This is a genomic window from Neisseria weixii, assembly GCF_002327085.1.
In the GTDB taxonomy this organism is placed as follows: Bacteria; Pseudomonadota; Gammaproteobacteria; order Burkholderiales; family Neisseriaceae; genus Neisseria; species Neisseria weixii.
Genome location: NZ_CP023429.1, coordinates 42,586 through 56,230, shown reverse-complemented (window position 1 = coordinate 56,230; position 13,645 = coordinate 42,586). Strand labels below are relative to the sequence as shown.

At 48.3% G+C, this 13,645-nt stretch carries 17 protein-coding genes, 1 rRNA gene and 1 pseudogene; 5 read left to right on the top strand and 14 right to left on the bottom strand.

What is annotated here, in order from left to right; genetic code table 11:
* Nucleotides 1-9: 9 nt before the first annotated feature.
* The 8 genes from atpG to CGZ65_RS00275 form a co-directional block, all read right to left on the bottom strand.
* Entirely contained in the window at nucleotides 10-885 is an 876-nt protein-coding gene (atpG, locus tag CGZ65_RS00310) for a F0F1 ATP synthase subunit gamma (protein WP_096294406.1), read from the bottom strand.
* Between the two features lie 25 nt (nucleotides 886-910).
* Nucleotides 911-2,458, bottom strand: coding sequence for a F0F1 ATP synthase subunit alpha (gene atpA / locus CGZ65_RS00305; RefSeq protein ID WP_096294405.1), 1,548 nt, complete (start codon nucleotides 2,456-2,458; stop codon nucleotides 911-913).
* Between the two features lie 10 nt (nucleotides 2,459-2,468).
* Nucleotides 2,469-3,002 (bottom strand): F0F1 ATP synthase subunit delta, encoded by a 534-nt coding sequence (locus CGZ65_RS00300; protein ID WP_096294404.1) that lies wholly within the window; start codon nucleotides 3,000-3,002, stop codon nucleotides 2,469-2,471.
* A 4-nt stretch (nucleotides 3,003-3,006) separates the two neighbouring features.
* Entirely contained in the window at nucleotides 3,007-3,477 is a 471-nt protein-coding gene (locus tag CGZ65_RS00295; RefSeq protein ID WP_096294403.1) for a F0F1 ATP synthase subunit B, read from the bottom strand.
* 70 nt (nucleotides 3,478-3,547) lie between these two features.
* Entirely contained in the window at nucleotides 3,548-3,781 is a 234-nt protein-coding gene (atpE, locus tag CGZ65_RS00290) for a F0F1 ATP synthase subunit C (RefSeq protein WP_004284425.1), read from the bottom strand.
* A 79-nt stretch (nucleotides 3,782-3,860) separates the two neighbouring features.
* The gene (gene atpB / locus CGZ65_RS00285; protein ID WP_096294402.1) at nucleotides 3,861-4,727 is read right to left on the bottom strand and encodes a F0F1 ATP synthase subunit A; all 867 of its coding nucleotides are present in this window, start codon (nucleotides 4,725-4,727) and stop codon (nucleotides 3,861-3,863) included.
* Entirely contained in the window at nucleotides 4,717-5,070 is a 354-nt protein-coding gene (locus CGZ65_RS00280; protein WP_096294401.1) for an ATP synthase subunit I, read from the bottom strand. The genes atpB and CGZ65_RS00280 overlap by 11 nt, the downstream gene beginning before the upstream one ends.
* Before the next feature lie 384 nt (nucleotides 5,071-5,454).
* Nucleotides 5,455-6,315: a ParB/RepB/Spo0J family partition protein gene (locus tag CGZ65_RS00275; protein WP_096294400.1), complete on the bottom strand. Its 861-nt coding sequence runs from the start codon at nucleotides 6,313-6,315 to the stop codon at nucleotides 5,455-5,457.
* Between the two features lie 147 nt (nucleotides 6,316-6,462).
* On the opposite strand from CGZ65_RS00275, the gene CGZ65_RS00270 reads away from it, so the two are divergent.
* Both CGZ65_RS00270 and CGZ65_RS00265 read left to right on the top strand, forming a co-directional pair.
* Nucleotides 6,463-7,038 carry a UbiX family flavin prenyltransferase gene (locus CGZ65_RS00270; RefSeq protein ID WP_096294399.1) on the top strand — a complete coding sequence of 192 codons (576 nt, stop codon included), beginning with the start codon at nucleotides 6,463-6,465 and terminating at the stop codon, nucleotides 7,036-7,038.
* A gap of 79 nt (nucleotides 7,039-7,117) precedes the next feature.
* On the top strand, nucleotides 7,118-7,555 hold the full coding sequence (locus CGZ65_RS00265) for a PNPOx family protein (protein WP_096296049.1): 438 nt from the start codon (nucleotides 7,118-7,120) through the stop codon (nucleotides 7,553-7,555).
* Nucleotides 7,556-7,895: 340 nt separating this feature from the next.
* Here CGZ65_RS00265 and CGZ65_RS00260 read toward each other — a convergent pair whose 3' ends face one another.
* Entirely contained in the window at nucleotides 7,896-8,264 is a 369-nt protein-coding gene (locus CGZ65_RS00260; RefSeq protein ID WP_096294398.1) for a hypothetical protein, read from the bottom strand.
* Nucleotides 8,265-8,328: 64 nt separating this feature from the next.
* A complete protein-coding gene (locus CGZ65_RS00255; RefSeq protein ID WP_096296048.1) occupies nucleotides 8,329-8,985 on the bottom strand; it encodes an NAD(P)-dependent oxidoreductase in 657 nt (218 codons plus the stop codon).
* Nucleotides 8,986-9,109: 124 nt separating this feature from the next.
* Here CGZ65_RS00255 and CGZ65_RS00250 point away from each other — a divergent pair, with 124 nt between their 5' ends.
* The 3 genes from CGZ65_RS00250 to ubiG all read left to right on the top strand — a co-directional run bounded on the left by CGZ65_RS00250 (nucleotide 9,110) and on the right by ubiG (nucleotide 11,073).
* The gene (locus tag CGZ65_RS00250; RefSeq protein WP_096294397.1) at nucleotides 9,110-9,997 is read left to right on the top strand and encodes a LysR family transcriptional regulator; all 888 of its coding nucleotides are present in this window, start codon (nucleotides 9,110-9,112) and stop codon (nucleotides 9,995-9,997) included.
* On the top strand, nucleotides 9,994-10,263 hold the full coding sequence (locus CGZ65_RS00245; RefSeq protein WP_096294396.1) for a GIY-YIG nuclease family protein: 270 nt from the start codon (nucleotides 9,994-9,996) through the stop codon (nucleotides 10,261-10,263). Before CGZ65_RS00250 ends, CGZ65_RS00245 begins: the two co-directional genes overlap by 4 nt.
* A 93-nt stretch (nucleotides 10,264-10,356) precedes the next feature.
* Nucleotides 10,357-11,073 carry a bifunctional 2-polyprenyl-6-hydroxyphenol methylase/3-demethylubiquinol 3-O-methyltransferase UbiG gene (ubiG, locus tag CGZ65_RS00240; RefSeq protein WP_096294395.1) on the top strand — a complete coding sequence of 239 codons (717 nt, stop codon included), beginning with the start codon at nucleotides 10,357-10,359 and terminating at the stop codon, nucleotides 11,071-11,073.
* A 90-nt stretch (nucleotides 11,074-11,163) separates the two neighbouring features.
* Here the strand turns inward: ubiG and CGZ65_RS00235 are convergent, their stop codons facing one another.
* From CGZ65_RS00235 to rrf, 4 genes and pseudogenes are all read right to left on the bottom strand, one after another.
* The gene (locus CGZ65_RS00235; protein ID WP_096294394.1) at nucleotides 11,164-11,823 is read right to left on the bottom strand and encodes a hypothetical protein; all 660 of its coding nucleotides are present in this window, start codon (nucleotides 11,821-11,823) and stop codon (nucleotides 11,164-11,166) included.
* Nucleotides 11,824-11,902: 79 nt separating this feature from the next.
* Nucleotides 11,903-12,550 (bottom strand): annotated as a pseudogene (locus CGZ65_RS00230) (TIGR01621 family pseudouridine synthase).
* A gap of 2 nt (nucleotides 12,551-12,552) precedes the next feature.
* Entirely contained in the window at nucleotides 12,553-13,125 is a 573-nt protein-coding gene (locus tag CGZ65_RS00225) for a TMEM165/GDT1 family protein (protein ID WP_096296047.1), read from the bottom strand.
* Between the two features lie 339 nt (nucleotides 13,126-13,464).
* Nucleotides 13,465-13,578 (bottom strand): 5S ribosomal RNA (gene rrf / locus CGZ65_RS00220).
* Nucleotides 13,579-13,645 lie beyond the last annotated feature (67 nt).

Genomic DNA, 13,645 nt, shown 5'->3' with positions numbered 1-13,645 from the left:
TCAGACGGCCTAAACAGCCGCTGCACCTGCAACAATTTCTGACAATTCCGTGGTAATCGCAGCTTGACGCGATTTGTTATACACCAAACGCAGCTCTTTGATGGCATTGCCTGCGTTGTCGGTAGCGGCTTTCATCGCTACCATACGCGCGGCTTGTTCAGATGCCATGTTATCAGCCAATGCTTGATAAACCACAGATTCTAAATAGCGGCGAACCAGATATTCCAATACAGCAACAGGGCTCGGCTCGTAACGGTATTCCCAACCATATTGGGAATGGGCGTTAACCTCTTCAATCTCGTTTTGGCCGATAGGCAGCAACACTTCCATACGCGGCTCTTGACGCATTGTATTCACGAAACCGGAATACACCAAGTGAATCACATCTAATTCATGTTTTTCGTAGCGTTGGAAAATTTCAGTCAACGGCCCCAGCAACAATTCCATTTTAGGCGTATCGCCCAAATTCACTGCACTGGCAATCACGTTTAAATCGATGCTTTGACAAGCAGCCAAACCTTTGCTGCCCAGACACACGACATCAACTTCAATGCCCTGCTCCTGATACTCTTGAACTTGCGCCAAAAACTTCTTCAATACGTTGGCATTTAAGCCACCGCACAAACCTTTATCAGTCGTCATCAAAATGAAACCGGCACGGCATACGGCGCGATGCGGTTCCAACAATTTAATGCCGTGATCGGTTTCGGTTTGTGCCAAATGGCTCATTACCGTACGAACTTTTTCGGCGTACGGACGCGCTAAGCGCATCCGTTCCTGAGTCTTCCGCATTTTAGAGGTAGACACCATCTGCATCGCTTTTGTGATCTTTTGGGTATTTTGAACACTGCGAATTTTGGTGAGAATCTCTTTTCCTACTGCCATTTCAGACTCCTTTCATCTGCTATTCTTAGGCTTGATAAGCGTAAGAAGATTTGAAAGTTTTCATGGCTTCGGTCAATGCTTGTTCTGCTTCATCAGACATCGCACCCGAAGCATTAACCGCATTCAGCACTTCTGGCAATTGGGTGCGGACATAGCTCAAAAATTCCGCTTCGAAAGCTAATGCTTTAGAAACTGGAACATCAGAATACGAACCATTGTTGATCGCCCACAAAGTTAATGCCATTTCAGCGGTGTTCAAAGTGTTGAATTGTTTTTGTTTCATCAATTCAGTCACGACTTCACCATGTTGCAATTGCTTGCGTGTTGCTTCATCCAAATCAGATGCGAATTGTGAGAACGCAGCCAATTCACGATATTGCGCCAATGCCAAACGGATACCGCCGCCCAGCTTTTTGATAACTTTGGTTTGCGCCGCACCACCTACGCGTGATACGGAAATACCGGCGTTGATTGCAGGACGGATACCGGAGTTAAACAGGTCGGTTTCCAAGAAGATTTGGCCGTCGGTAATCGAAATCACGTTGGTCGGTACGAATGCAGATACGTCACCGGCTTGTGTTTCGATAATCGGCAATGCGGTCAATGAGCCGGTTTTACCTTTAACTTCACCGTTGGTCAGCTTTTCCACTTCATCTTCGTTGATACGCGCAGCGCGCTCCAACAAACGAGAGTGCAAGTAGAATACGTCGCCCGGATACGCTTCGCGGCCTGGTGGACGGCGCAGCAATAGAGAAATTTGACGGTATGCAACGGCTTGTTTAGACAAGTCGTCGTAAACGATCAAGGCATCTTCGCCGCGGTCACGGAAGAATTCACCCATGGTACAACCTGAGTAAGGGGCGATGTATTGCAATGCCGCTGCTTCAGAAGCAGTTGCTGCCACCACAATGGTGTGTTCCATTGCACCGTGCTCTTCCAATTTACGTACCACGTTGGCAATTGAAGAAGCTTTTTGACCTACGGCTACGTAGATACAGATAACGCCGGTGTCTTTTTGGTTCACAATCGCGTCCAAAGCAACAGCTGTTTTCCCGGTTTGACGGTCACCAATAATCAACTCACGTTGGCCACGGCCTACCGGAACCATAGAGTCAATGGCTTTCAAACCGGTTTGCATTGGTTGGTCAACCGATTTACGGGCAATTACACCCGGTGCAATTTTTTCGATTGGCGCAGAACCAGAAGCATTAATCGGGCCTTTACCGTCAATCGGACGACCCAATGCATCCACAACACGACCTACCAGCTCACGACCTACTGGTACTTCTAAAATGCGACCGGTACAAGTAACGGTATCGCCTTCTTTGATGTGTTCGTATTCACCCAACACTACGGCACCAACGGAGTCACGCTCCAAGTTCATGGCCAAACCGAAAGTGTTGCCTGGGAATTCGAGCATCTCACCTTGCATGGCGTCTGACAAGCCGTGAATGCGTACGATACCGTCAGTCACAGAAATTACCGTACCGCGGGTACGTACTTCTGCGTTAACAGACAGATTTTCGATTTTGGCTTTAATCAAATCGCTAATTTCAGCAGGATTAAGCTGCATGAAAACTCTCCTAATTTGTCATAGTCGTATACAAAGCATTCAATTTACCTTGCACCGACAGATCCAAGACTTGATCACCCACTTCTACTTTCACACCACCGATTAATTGCGGATCAACTTTCGTGGTCACTTGCAAGTCAGTGTTGAAACGTGTTTTTAAAGTAGCGGTTAAATCAGCCAACTGCGCAGGCATTAATTCGTATGCGCTGTAAATCACAGCTGATTTGGTATTGTTGAGTGCCAAGACTAAGTCTTGATATTGCGCGTACACTTCCGGCAAAACATTCAAACGCTTTTGCTCGGCCAGAACGCTTACAAAATTTGTAAGGCTTACATCATTCAAACCGACCAAATCAGCCAATGCCTTTGCTTTATCGGAAGCAGCGGTTTCAGGCTGCTCAACCAGAGACAATACTTTCTGATCCTGCAACACTGCTGCCAATTCTTCCAGTCCGCCCAACCAAGACTCAATTTGGTTTTTTTCCTGTGCCAAACCAAATAATGCTTTCGCATAAGGTCGGGCAATCGTTGCGAACTCTGCCATAGGATTACAGCTCCTGTTTCAAAGTGTTGAGCATTGTTGCGTGTTTGGAAGCATCCACTTCACTACGCAAGATAGACTCTGCACCTTTCACAGCCAATGCAGCAACTTGCTCGCGCAAAGCTTCGCGCGCACGGTTCACTTCCTGCTCAACATCAGCTTTAGCCTGTGCTGTAATGCGTGCAGCTTCTGTAGAAGCTTGCTGTTTGGCTTCTTCTACAATTGCAGCAGCACGTTTTTCGGCGTTAGCCACCATTTCGGCAACTTGTCCACGCCCTTCGGCCATGAGTTCTGCAACTTTCTTTTCTGCCTGCTCAAAATCGCTTTTACCGCGTTCGGCAGCAGCCAAACCCTCAGCAATTTTGGCGGCGCGCTCGTCCAACGCTTTTGCGATCGGCGGCCACACAAATTTCATGGTAAACCAAACCAAACCGAAAAAGACGATAATCTGCGCAAATAAGGTTGCATTAATATTCACTTTACTTAACCTTCGTATTAGGGTTAATCAAACAAACGTTTAAACCGTTTGTAACGAACTTGTGTTCGGATTAGCCTGCAAACGGGTTAACGAAGGCGAACAGCAAGGCAATAGCAACACCGATCAAGAACGCGGCGTCGATCAAACCGGCGATCAAAAACAGTTTGGTTTGCAATGGACCAATCAATTCAGGCTGACGAGCAGAAGATTCCAAGTATTTAGAACCTACCATAGCAATACCGATAGAAGCGCCCAAAGCGCCCAAAGCTACGATCAAGCCACATGCGATAGCAATCAAACCCATTTTTAAAACTCCTTAAAAGAAACAAAGGTTAAAACTACGTTGAAAAAATTGAAAAACTACTTATAAAGAACAACTAAACTTAGTGTGCGTCATGTGCTTGGCCGATATATACAAACGCCAGCGCCATGAAAATAAATGCCTGCAGGGTAATCACCAAAATATGGAAAATCGCCCAAGCCAAACCGGCCAAAATATGGAACACAAACAGAATCGGATCCATCACACCAATACTGCCAGAAGCAGCCCACGCGCCACCCAACAAAGCAATCAGCAAAAATACCAATTCACCGGCATACATATTACCGAACAACCGCATACCGTGCGATACAGTTTTCGATAAGAATTCTACGATATTTAACAGAAAATTGGCCGGTGCCAATTTCGCACCAAACGGCGCGCTGAACATTTCGTGCATCCAACCGCCGAAGCCTTTAATTTTAACATTGTAGTAAATACAGATAATCAAGACACCGATAGCCAATGCCAGCGTGGTATTCAAATCAGCGGTAGGTACGACACGCAATAATGCATGATGATCACCGGTAATACCCTGCCAGGCGACTGGCAACAAATCAACCGGCAGCAAGTCCATGGCATTCATCAGGAAAATCCATACAAACAAGGTCAAACCCAATGGCGCAACGGCTTTGCGGGACTGCTCATTATGGATAATGCTTTTACACATATCATCCACAAATTCAAACAGGATTTCTACCGCAGCTTGAAAGCGGCCGGGCACGCCGGCTGTTGCTTTCCTGGCACCACGCCATAAGATAAAGCTACCGATAATTCCCAACACGACGGCAAAGAAAATTGCATCCAAGTTGATGTAAGAGAAATCAGCAATATTTTTCAGGCCTTGGCCTTGGGTTACGTCCGACAAACTGGTCAAGCTTTGCAAGTGGTGCTTGATGTAGTCGGCAGCGGTCATAGATTCACCTGCCATAGTCTTTAACTCTCAAGTAATACAAAAAAACCAAATGGCTGACGCCGAGCAATCCGAAGAAAAACGGAAGAAAAACCAGCGATTCATGCCAAATTGCAAACACAATCAGCATCAACACCAGCGACAGCACTACTTTTAAAACTTCTCCAAAAATAAACATCCTGCTTTGCAGATAAGGATTATTTTTAACAAGCTTTAAAAGTAAAACTGCAATAGATGAAGGGATGAGATACGTGATTCCGCCGACCAAGGCCGACCAAAAACCGCTTTTGCCTACAATTATTGCACTTAAGGCAGAAACTGCAAGCAAGACAATCACTTGTAAAATTAAAATTTGCTTCATATTTTTAAGGCGATTGAGCCACAATACTAAAGCGAGGCTACTATAATCAAGAAGTGCTATGTCGTCAAGCGATTGTTAAGCTTTGTGAAACGTTATTATTTGAGGATATGTCAATTTAAGAAAAGTTCTCTGTTTGGCAGTTTGGCAATTGCTATTCCGTGAAGATTTTAACACAAATTACACATTGTTACATGCTTATTAATCTTGAAATACAACAATTTATAAACACCTAACATATTCCATCCCTCAACTTCAAATAATCCCTTTGATTTCAATCAGATTTTAATAAGGCCGTTTGAAATTTCAGACGGCCTTAATTATCATTTTTTTGTGTAAAAGAAACAGTTTACTTAAAATTTTTTGGCCTCGCCTCTGAAATAAAGGTTACGCTTCGTATTGAATGCCCAATTGTTTCAGCAGATATTCAAATGTTTCGGGCGTGTCGAAATGCAACACGATTTTGCCTTTTTTCTGATTGGTGGTTTTGATTTCGGCATTCACGCCCAAACGCTCGGTCAATACGTCATTCAAACGCCGAACATCAGGGCTGATGGTTTTCTTCGGCTCGACTTCTTTGCTTTGATGCGCCAACTGACTGCGGCGCTCTACTTCGCGCACTGACCAGCCGTTTTTCACTGCTTTTTGCGCCAATTCCAACTGCTCAACTACCGGCAGCGTCAACAATGCGCGCGCATGCCCCATTTCCAAGTGGCGGTGGTATAGCATATCCTGCACCGGCTCGGGTAAGCTCAGCAAACGCAAACTGTTGGAAATTGCGCTGCGGCTTTTGCCGACGGCCTTAGCCACGGTTTCATGCGTCAAACCGAATTCATCGACCAAGCGTTTCAAGCCTTGTGCTTCCTCAATCGGATTCAGGTTTTCACGTTGCAGGTTTTCGATCAAACCCATCGCCAGCGCGGTTTCGTCGCTGATGGTTTTGATCACTACCGGAATTTCAGTCAATCCGGCCAATTGCGACGCGCGCCAACGGCGTTCGCCTGCAATCAATTCGTATTGCGACAAACCGTGTTCGCGCACAATCACCGGCTGAATCACGCCTTGCGCTTTAATCGAATCGGCCAACTCTTGCAGCGCTTCGTCATCCATCTGCACACGCGCCTGATAGCGGCCGGGCTGGATATCGCTGATGTCGACGGAGGTCAGGCGGTCGCTGGTACTGTTGTCCACCCCATTGGAAATCAAGGAATCTAAACCGCGGCCCAAACCGCCTTTCATTTTTGCCATATTGTTATCCTTTATTTTAACGGCGCCAAAACAGCGCTTTCAGACGGCCTTATCAAATCATGCGCTATTTTATCGGATATTGCTACGGATAGACAATTTGTATTCTATAATAACGCTTTCAGACGGCCTGACACAGAAAGGCAATGCATGACACGGCGGCTTATTATCGGCATTAGCGGCGCAAGCGGCTTTCAATACGGCTACAACGCCTTAAAAATCCTGCAAAACCTGCCCGGTATCGAAACGCATTTGGTGGTTTCCAAAGGCGCCGACATGACGCGTGCACTGGAAACGCCGTATTCAAAAGAGGAAGTCATGGCCATGGCCGATGTCGTCCACCCTATCGGCAATTTGGGGGCGGCGATTTCCAGCGGCTCGTTCCGCACCGCCGGCATGTTGGTAGCGCCCTGCTCTATGCGTTCGCTGGCAGCCATTGCCCATGGAGACAACAACAACCTCCTCACCCGGGCGGCAGACGTAGTGCTGAAAGAACGCCGCCGCTTGGTGTTGATGGTGCGCGAGTCGCCGCTGAATTTGGCGCATTTGGACAACATGAAGCGCGTCACCGAAATGGGCGGCATTATCTTCCCGCCTGTACCTGCGTTTTACCAACAGCCGCAATCGGTGGACGACATCGTCACCCACAGCGTCGGCCGCGCCTTAGAAATGTTTGACCTCGAAATCCCCGACTTGCCGCATTGGAATGGCGGCACTACACAATAAACCCGCATGAGCACACATGCGCCGGTTTCTGCCCAATTGGTTTGAAAGCCGTTTAAGGCCGTCTGAAACAGGAATGTTGATGAATCCCCTACCCCGCAATATTACCCACTTTTTAAGCCGCAACCATGCCGTCAGCCTCGCCACCCATTCGCCCGAAAGCGGCCTGTGGAGCGCGTGCTGCTTTTACGTTTTCGATGAAGCGCACGCACGGCTGATTATTTTGACTTCGCGCCAAACCCGACACGGCAGCAATATGGCGGCTTCGTCCCATATCTCGGGTACGATTGCGGGGCAGCCTGACAGTATCACCAAAATCAGCGGCATTCAGTTTCAAGCGCGCGCGGTTTGTTTGGAAAACGAAGCAGAACGCCAAGCCGCGGCCGCATTGTTTTACCGGATCCATCCCGTTGCACGGGCGATGAAAAGTGATGTATGGATGCTGGAGCTCGACTTCATCAAATTTACCGACAACAAATTGATATTTGCACAAAAAACACATTGGTCGCGTGAAAACTGAATGCGGCAAAAGGCCGTCTGAAAAGTGAATGCCTAGCCAATATAGGCTTACTTCCCAAACGGCCGCTTCCTTCGACCTATGCCGTGCCCAAGCATGTCGGCAGGCTACTTGGCTGATTCAAACAAAACACGGCTGTCCGCCACCTGCCAAACGTCTTGTCCCTCCCGTCGCAGCAACAAGCCCGGTACGTCGCTCAAGTCGAATTGCCGCATCAACGCCTGCCCCTCCAAAATCCGCTGTTCGGCCGCCGCCGCAACCTCATCGCTGCCAACCAGCGCGGTACCCGAGTCAGGCCGATTTCATTCAAAATCGTTTTAACCGTCTCTATATCGGAAGTGTCTCAAGCATATTGATAACGCGCCGCCTGAAAGGTTTTCAATATTTCGATCTCTTTCTCAGGCTCGGTTTTTTCCACCGCGCTCAAGGCCAGAACCATCGGCCACGAATCGAACGCACGACCGTCTCCCGACAGTAGTTGGGTACGATACGTTGCGCTAAAAGGCAAACCCGTCAGCGCAGCGATTTTTTGGTCGTTGCGCCACGCATGTTTGGCGAATCCGGCATCCACCACGCGGCCGTTGCGGGCAAACAGGCCGGTCGGCTGCATCCGGATACGCGTATGTTGGTCGGCCGCCAACTGTTCCAAACCAACCGTTGCGCCGTAGCACCAACCGCACAATGGGTCAAACAGATACATCATTTCCTGCATGAGTCACGCTCCCCATATGAGGCCGTCTGAATGTTTTCAGACGGCCTGTGATTTGACAAGTCAATTACACCTCGGCTACGGTAAAGCGGGCAAACAAATGTGCTCTATTTTCCACATCATCCGCAATCGCCGCGGCCAAATCGGCGACGGTAATATCCGCAGGCGCGCCGTTGGCATTCATCAACACATCATCTTGGCCTATGCGGTATGCGCCGCTTTTTTCAAAGCGCACAGGATTAACGGCAAACATGGCAGCAGGTGACAGAAATGCCCAATTCACATCGCGGCGCGGACGCAGACGGTCGAGCAGCTCGCGGGCGGCATTGGCACCGGGATAGACTTCTTTCGGGAAATCAGGCGTATCGACCAATTGCAGATTCGGAGCGACATTCAGACTGCCTGCGCCGCCGATAACCAGCAGATACGGCACTTGCGCGGTTTTCGCCGCTTCAATGATGTTGTTTGCACCCAAGGTAAAATCCGCCGCCAGATTCGGATTCTCCCAACCTGCATTAAACGCGCTGACCACGCCGTCAAAGACCCGCAGCTGCGCGGCAAAATCCGCCGCATTGACATCGGCCGCCACCGCTTTGATATTGCCGGCCTTCGCCACTTTAGAAACATCGCGTGCAAAAGCCGTTACTTCATGGCCGCGTGCAGCCAACTCTTGTACCGTTGCCTTGCCCACCAAACCTGTTGCACCAATCACAGCAAATTTAATTGTTCGCTCCTTGTTTTGTTCACTATTTAAGATAAACGTATTGTAAGGCCGTCTGAAAACACTGATAATCCCTATTTTACTGTTTGTATTATTAAGTCCAACTTCACTATCAAGACTGTCTGGAATGCAAGACATCAAACCTTTACTCGTATTTGCTGCCGTTTTGGAACACGGCAGCATGAATGCCGCAGCCGCAGCTTTATCCATGACGCCGTCGGCTGTCAGCCAGCACATCAACCGCCTGGAATCGCTGCACGGCATCAAACTGCTCAACCGCAACACGCGCAGCCTTTCCCCAACCGATGCCGGGCGCGCACTGGGCAGCTATTGCCGCCGACTGCAGGCAACGCTGGCCGATACGCGCGCGGTCATCGACCATTTAAAAACCGAACCCGCGGGTAGCTTACACATCGCGCTGACTTCGAGCATTCTCGATGCTCCGGCTTTTCAGACGGCCTTGCGCCGCCTGCACAACGAGTTTCCCAAAATCCACCCCGTGCTGCATTTCAACGACACGCTGGACAATCTGCAACAAGCGGAAATCGACTTGGCCATACGCGGCGGCGGCCACGCGCTCGACGACCCGAATCTGGCCGCACGGCATTTGGTGACTTGGCAGTACCAAATTTGCGCGGCCCCCGACTATTTGGCACAACACGCACCCGTCACCCACCCTAACCAGCTCCACGCCCACCGCTGGTTGCATTTCTTACCGTTACGTACCTCCCTGCATTGCGGTGCGGAACACTATTTTTTAGAAATTGAAAACAGCCTCTATTGCAGCCATCTGGCCGCCGTGCGGACACTGACGGAGCAAGGCTTCGGCCTGTCGCTGCAAGTCAGTGGCGAGATTACCGATGCCGCCGCCCAAGGCCGTCTGAATATTGTCTTGCCGGATTGGACTTTACCGGCGGTCAATTTATATGTGGTCACGCCTTATCGCGTGCAGTCGGCCAAAACCGAAGCGGCTGTCACCATCTTGCAGCAATCTTTTGCGGAGGCGGCGCAATGACGGCGCAAACATGGTGCGTATATTTGATTTTGTGTGAAAACGCCTCGCTTTATTGTGGCATCAGTCTGCGCCCGTACGAACGTTTACTGGCACATAAAGCCGGCAAAGGGGCGAAATATACGCGTATCCACAAGCCTGAAGCCATGCGTGTGGTTGCCGACGGTCTCAGCAAAAGCGAAGCTTTAAAACAGGAAATCGCTTTGAAAAAAATGCCTGCCGCCAAAAAACGTGCGTTGTGGATGGCATGCGCCGCGCATGAAATCTAGGCCGTCTGAAAAACATTGATGCCTTTCAGACGGCCTACCGTTTGCTGCCGCTTTGTTATAAAATTGCGTCTTCAATCCATCAGGAAAACCGATATGACCAGTCAAACCGAACGTAATGTCGATGACAATGAAATCGCCAAATTCAGCCAAATCGCCGAAAAGTGGTGGGATAAAAACAGCGAATTCAAACCGCTTCACGACATTAACCCGCTACGCTTGGGCTACATCGATGACTTAGGCCATTTGAGCGGCAAGCAGGTTTTGGATGTCGGCTGCGGCGGCGGAATTTTAGCCGAAAGCATGGCCAAGCGCGGTGCCGCGCACGTAACCGGCACCGACATGGCGGAAAAGTCATTAAAAGTGGCTGAAGTACACGCGGCTGAACAAAATGTTGGCAATATCGCTTACCGCTGCGTTCCAGTGGAAGAATTGGCCTCCGAGCAACCACACAGCTTTGATGTGGTCACCTGCATGGAAATGCTCGAGCATGTACCCGATCCGGCCGCCATCGTAAAAGCATGTGCGAAATTGGTTAAGCCCGAAGGCATGGTGTTTTTCTCCACCATCAACCGCAATCCGAAGTCTTATCTGCATTTGATTGTCGGTGCCGAATATGTATTGAACTTTGTACCGAAAGGCACGCACAACTGGAAGAAATTCATCACGCCTGCGGAATTGGCGCGTATGTGCCGCCAAGCCGGTTTGGATGTTGTCGATACAAAAGGCATGAAATACAATCTGCTGACCAAAGAATACAGCATCAGTGATATGACCGACACCAACTATATGATTGCCTGCCGTCCGGCTTAACAGCAAAACAAAAGGCCGTCTGATACATTGTGTTTCAGACGGCCTTTTATTTTGGTTTCCCTCAAATTGATGGCTTTTAGAAATACTTCATTAGCGCTTCATTTCACCCTGAATGGCACGAATATTCGCCTCGCGATCACGAACGGCTTGGTTTAAACGGCTGATTTTGGCTTGATCGCCTTTTTTACGCGCTACATTCAATTGTACCTTAGCTCGTGCCAATGCAGCTTGCTCATTGCGGATTTCGTTTTGTAAAATCTGCTTACGGGTAAGTTGCGGTTTCTGTTTGGCAGCCGGCGCGCTAATCACCGGCGCATGAATAATCTTAGCCTTGCGGTTCAGCTCAGCGGCACGCGCTTGGGCTGATTTCAAATCACCGGCACTGGTTTTACGGCCTGCTGTGTCATTACCATTGCGTAGCTTGATATTCATGCGCGGATTAGCCGCTTCAACGCTATTCGTTACACTGCCACTGATAGTCTGCGGTAAAATTTTAATGTCGCTGACATCTGGTGCAGCAGAGCCCGGTGCCTCTTTTAAATCAACTTTCTCGGGTAAAGCTTTAGTGGCTTCTTCAGGCGTCACTTGCGCCGCACCATCGGTATGGGATTCTTCGCATTGGTTGCCGATTTTCTTCTCGGAAAAGACAATGCCGCCATCTACCTTGCAGATATAAGTAACGGCTTGTGCCGACATCGCAGCAGTGCTCAGGCCCAATACCAGAATCAGTTTTTGAAAAATAGGTTTCATGCTGTTTTATTTATTAAAGTCATTCAGATATGCAAGCAGCTATTATACTATGCTGTCTGTAAAGTGCGTAAATACTGCGTTAAAGCGATGAAGATAATATGGCATAAATGTGCTCAGACGGCCATGTTGCATCTAAAGGTGCGGTGATTTTAAAATGCTCATCTCGATGTTGGAACTCTATTTGCCAAGCGTGCAGAAACATTCGTTCGGCGGCTGTACCACCATACAACCGATCACCAATAATCGGACTGCCTAAGCTTTTCATGGCAACGCGTAATTGGTGCGTTTTGCCGATATGCAGTCGCAACACAAATAAGCGTAAATATGGTGCGAGAGTATGGCTGTGAAACTGCGTGATGGCCGGACTCGATGTATCTCGAGTTAACTTTCACACACCACGGCGGGATTTTTTCATTCCGCCTTTAATCCACCCCTGCTTTTTGGATGGCTTTGCATCGCTCATTGCTAAATAGGTTTTGTGCATGGTTTTAGCAGAAAATTGTTGCGCCAGCTCTGAGGCTATCTGATCATTGAGTGCCAACAATAATACACCGCTGGTTGCTTTATCTAATCGATGCAATAACCATACTCTTTCTAAACCCAATTGCTCTGCCAGCGTGTGCGTCAAGCTGATTTGATTTTCTTCCTGATGCACCGCAAGATGGCAAGGCTTATTAATCACAATGAAGTTTTGATTCTGAAAAAGATCTTCCACATATTCTCCCAACCTTAATTTAATACTATACCTCTACCCAATAAAGTAATGGCACCCAACACGCAAAATAAAATGCAGGCAGAAATGCGAACTGCTTTAGCCGGAATCTTCTTCATCAGCATCTGCCCCAAATAAACCACCGGCACGTTTGCCAACATCAAACCCAACACGCTACCGCATATCACCCAAAACATCTCTTGATATTTGGCTGCTAACAACACTGTGGCGATTTGCGTTTTATCACCGATTTCCGCCATAAAAAACAGCAGTACCGTTGCGCCAAAAGCACCATATTTCAGCCATCGGCTATCCGGATTCTCATCTTTATCCGGCAACAGCAGCCATAAGCCCACCGCAATAAAACTCAAGCCGACAATCCATTTCATTAGCTCAGGCAAAATATATTGCGCCAACCACACACCAATGACTGCAGAAAGTGCATGGTTTAGTAATGTGGCTACAAAAATACCTAAAACAATAGCATTCTTTTGTGAAAATCGGGTTGCTAAAAATAATGCGAGCAGTTGAGTTTTGTCGCCAATTTCGGCAATCATCACACCCAATGTTGAAGAGAAAAAAGCTTCCATGTAGATACTCAACCGTTTCGTGGGCAACACAAAAGCATAACAATTGCCCACTGGAATTGCCATGCTTTACGTCTTGCCTGTCATTCGTTTGAGCGAAGATGCGGTTACCATGCCAAAGCAATTATGTTGATAACCGCTCCGGAACCGAAAAATCCGGATGGCTACTCCCGTAAAAAGGAGTGAAATTATAACGCTTATGCCTAAGCGGCACAACTTATTTAATAAACTCAATAAAACAATCAAATATAATTATACTAACAACACGGTAACCTGCTTTAGCCGCACTTTTCTGCCGGACGTAAAGAAGCCCCTGACAGAGTCAGAGGCTTCGGAATGGGTGTTTGGCAGTGACCTACTTTCACATGGAAGAACCACACTATCATCGGCGCTGAGTCGTTTCACGGTCCTGTTCGGGATGGGAAGGCGTGGGACCAACTCGCTATGGCCGCCAAACTTAAACTGTACAAATCGGTAAGCCGTTATGCAGTCTCCTGCACTTATTTATTCTTTAATCAACTTT

Excerpts from the sequence above, each read along its gene's own strand:
- atpG (WP_096294406.1), bottom strand. The coding sequence starts at position 885 with ATGGCAGTAGGAAAAGAGATTCTCACCAAAATTCGCAGTGTTCAAAAT.
- atpA (WP_096294405.1), bottom strand. The coding sequence starts at position 2,458 with ATGCAGCTTAATCCTGCTGAAATTAGCGATTTGATTAAAGCCAAAATC.
- CGZ65_RS00245 (WP_096294396.1), top strand. The coding sequence starts at position 9,994 with ATGACGGCGCAAACATGGTGCGTATATTTGATTTTGTGTGAAAACGCC.
- CGZ65_RS00235 (WP_096294394.1), bottom strand. The coding sequence starts at position 11,823 with ATGAAACCTATTTTTCAAAAACTGATTCTGGTATTGGGCCTGAGCACT.
- CGZ65_RS00225 (WP_096296047.1), bottom strand. The coding sequence starts at position 13,125 with ATGGAAGCTTTTTTCTCTTCAACATTGGGTGTGATGATTGCCGAAATT.
- CGZ65_RS00275 (WP_096294400.1), bottom strand. The coding sequence starts at position 6,315 with ATGGCAAAAATGAAAGGCGGTTTGGGCCGCGGTTTAGATTCCTTGATT.
- CGZ65_RS00300 (WP_096294404.1), bottom strand. The coding sequence starts at position 3,002 with ATGGCAGAGTTCGCAACGATTGCCCGACCTTATGCGAAAGCATTATTT.
- CGZ65_RS00250 (WP_096294397.1), top strand. The coding sequence starts at position 9,110 with ATGCAAGACATCAAACCTTTACTCGTATTTGCTGCCGTTTTGGAACAC.
- ubiG (WP_096294395.1), top strand. The coding sequence starts at position 10,357 with ATGACCAGTCAAACCGAACGTAATGTCGATGACAATGAAATCGCCAAA.
- atpB (WP_096294402.1), bottom strand. The coding sequence starts at position 4,727 with ATGGCAGGTGAATCTATGACCGCTGCCGACTACATCAAGCACCACTTG.
- CGZ65_RS00265 (WP_096296049.1), top strand. The coding sequence starts at position 7,118 with ATGAATCCCCTACCCCGCAATATTACCCACTTTTTAAGCCGCAACCAT.
- CGZ65_RS00260 (WP_096294398.1), bottom strand. The coding sequence starts at position 8,264 with ATGCAGGAAATGATGTATCTGTTTGACCCATTGTGCGGTTGGTGCTAC.
- atpE (WP_004284425.1), bottom strand. The coding sequence starts at position 3,781 with ATGGGTTTGATTGCTATCGCATGTGGCTTGATCGTAGCTTTGGGCGCT.
- CGZ65_RS00280 (WP_096294401.1), bottom strand. The coding sequence starts at position 5,070 with ATGAAGCAAATTTTAATTTTACAAGTGATTGTCTTGCTTGCAGTTTCT.
- CGZ65_RS00270 (WP_096294399.1), top strand. The coding sequence starts at position 6,463 with ATGACACGGCGGCTTATTATCGGCATTAGCGGCGCAAGCGGCTTTCAA.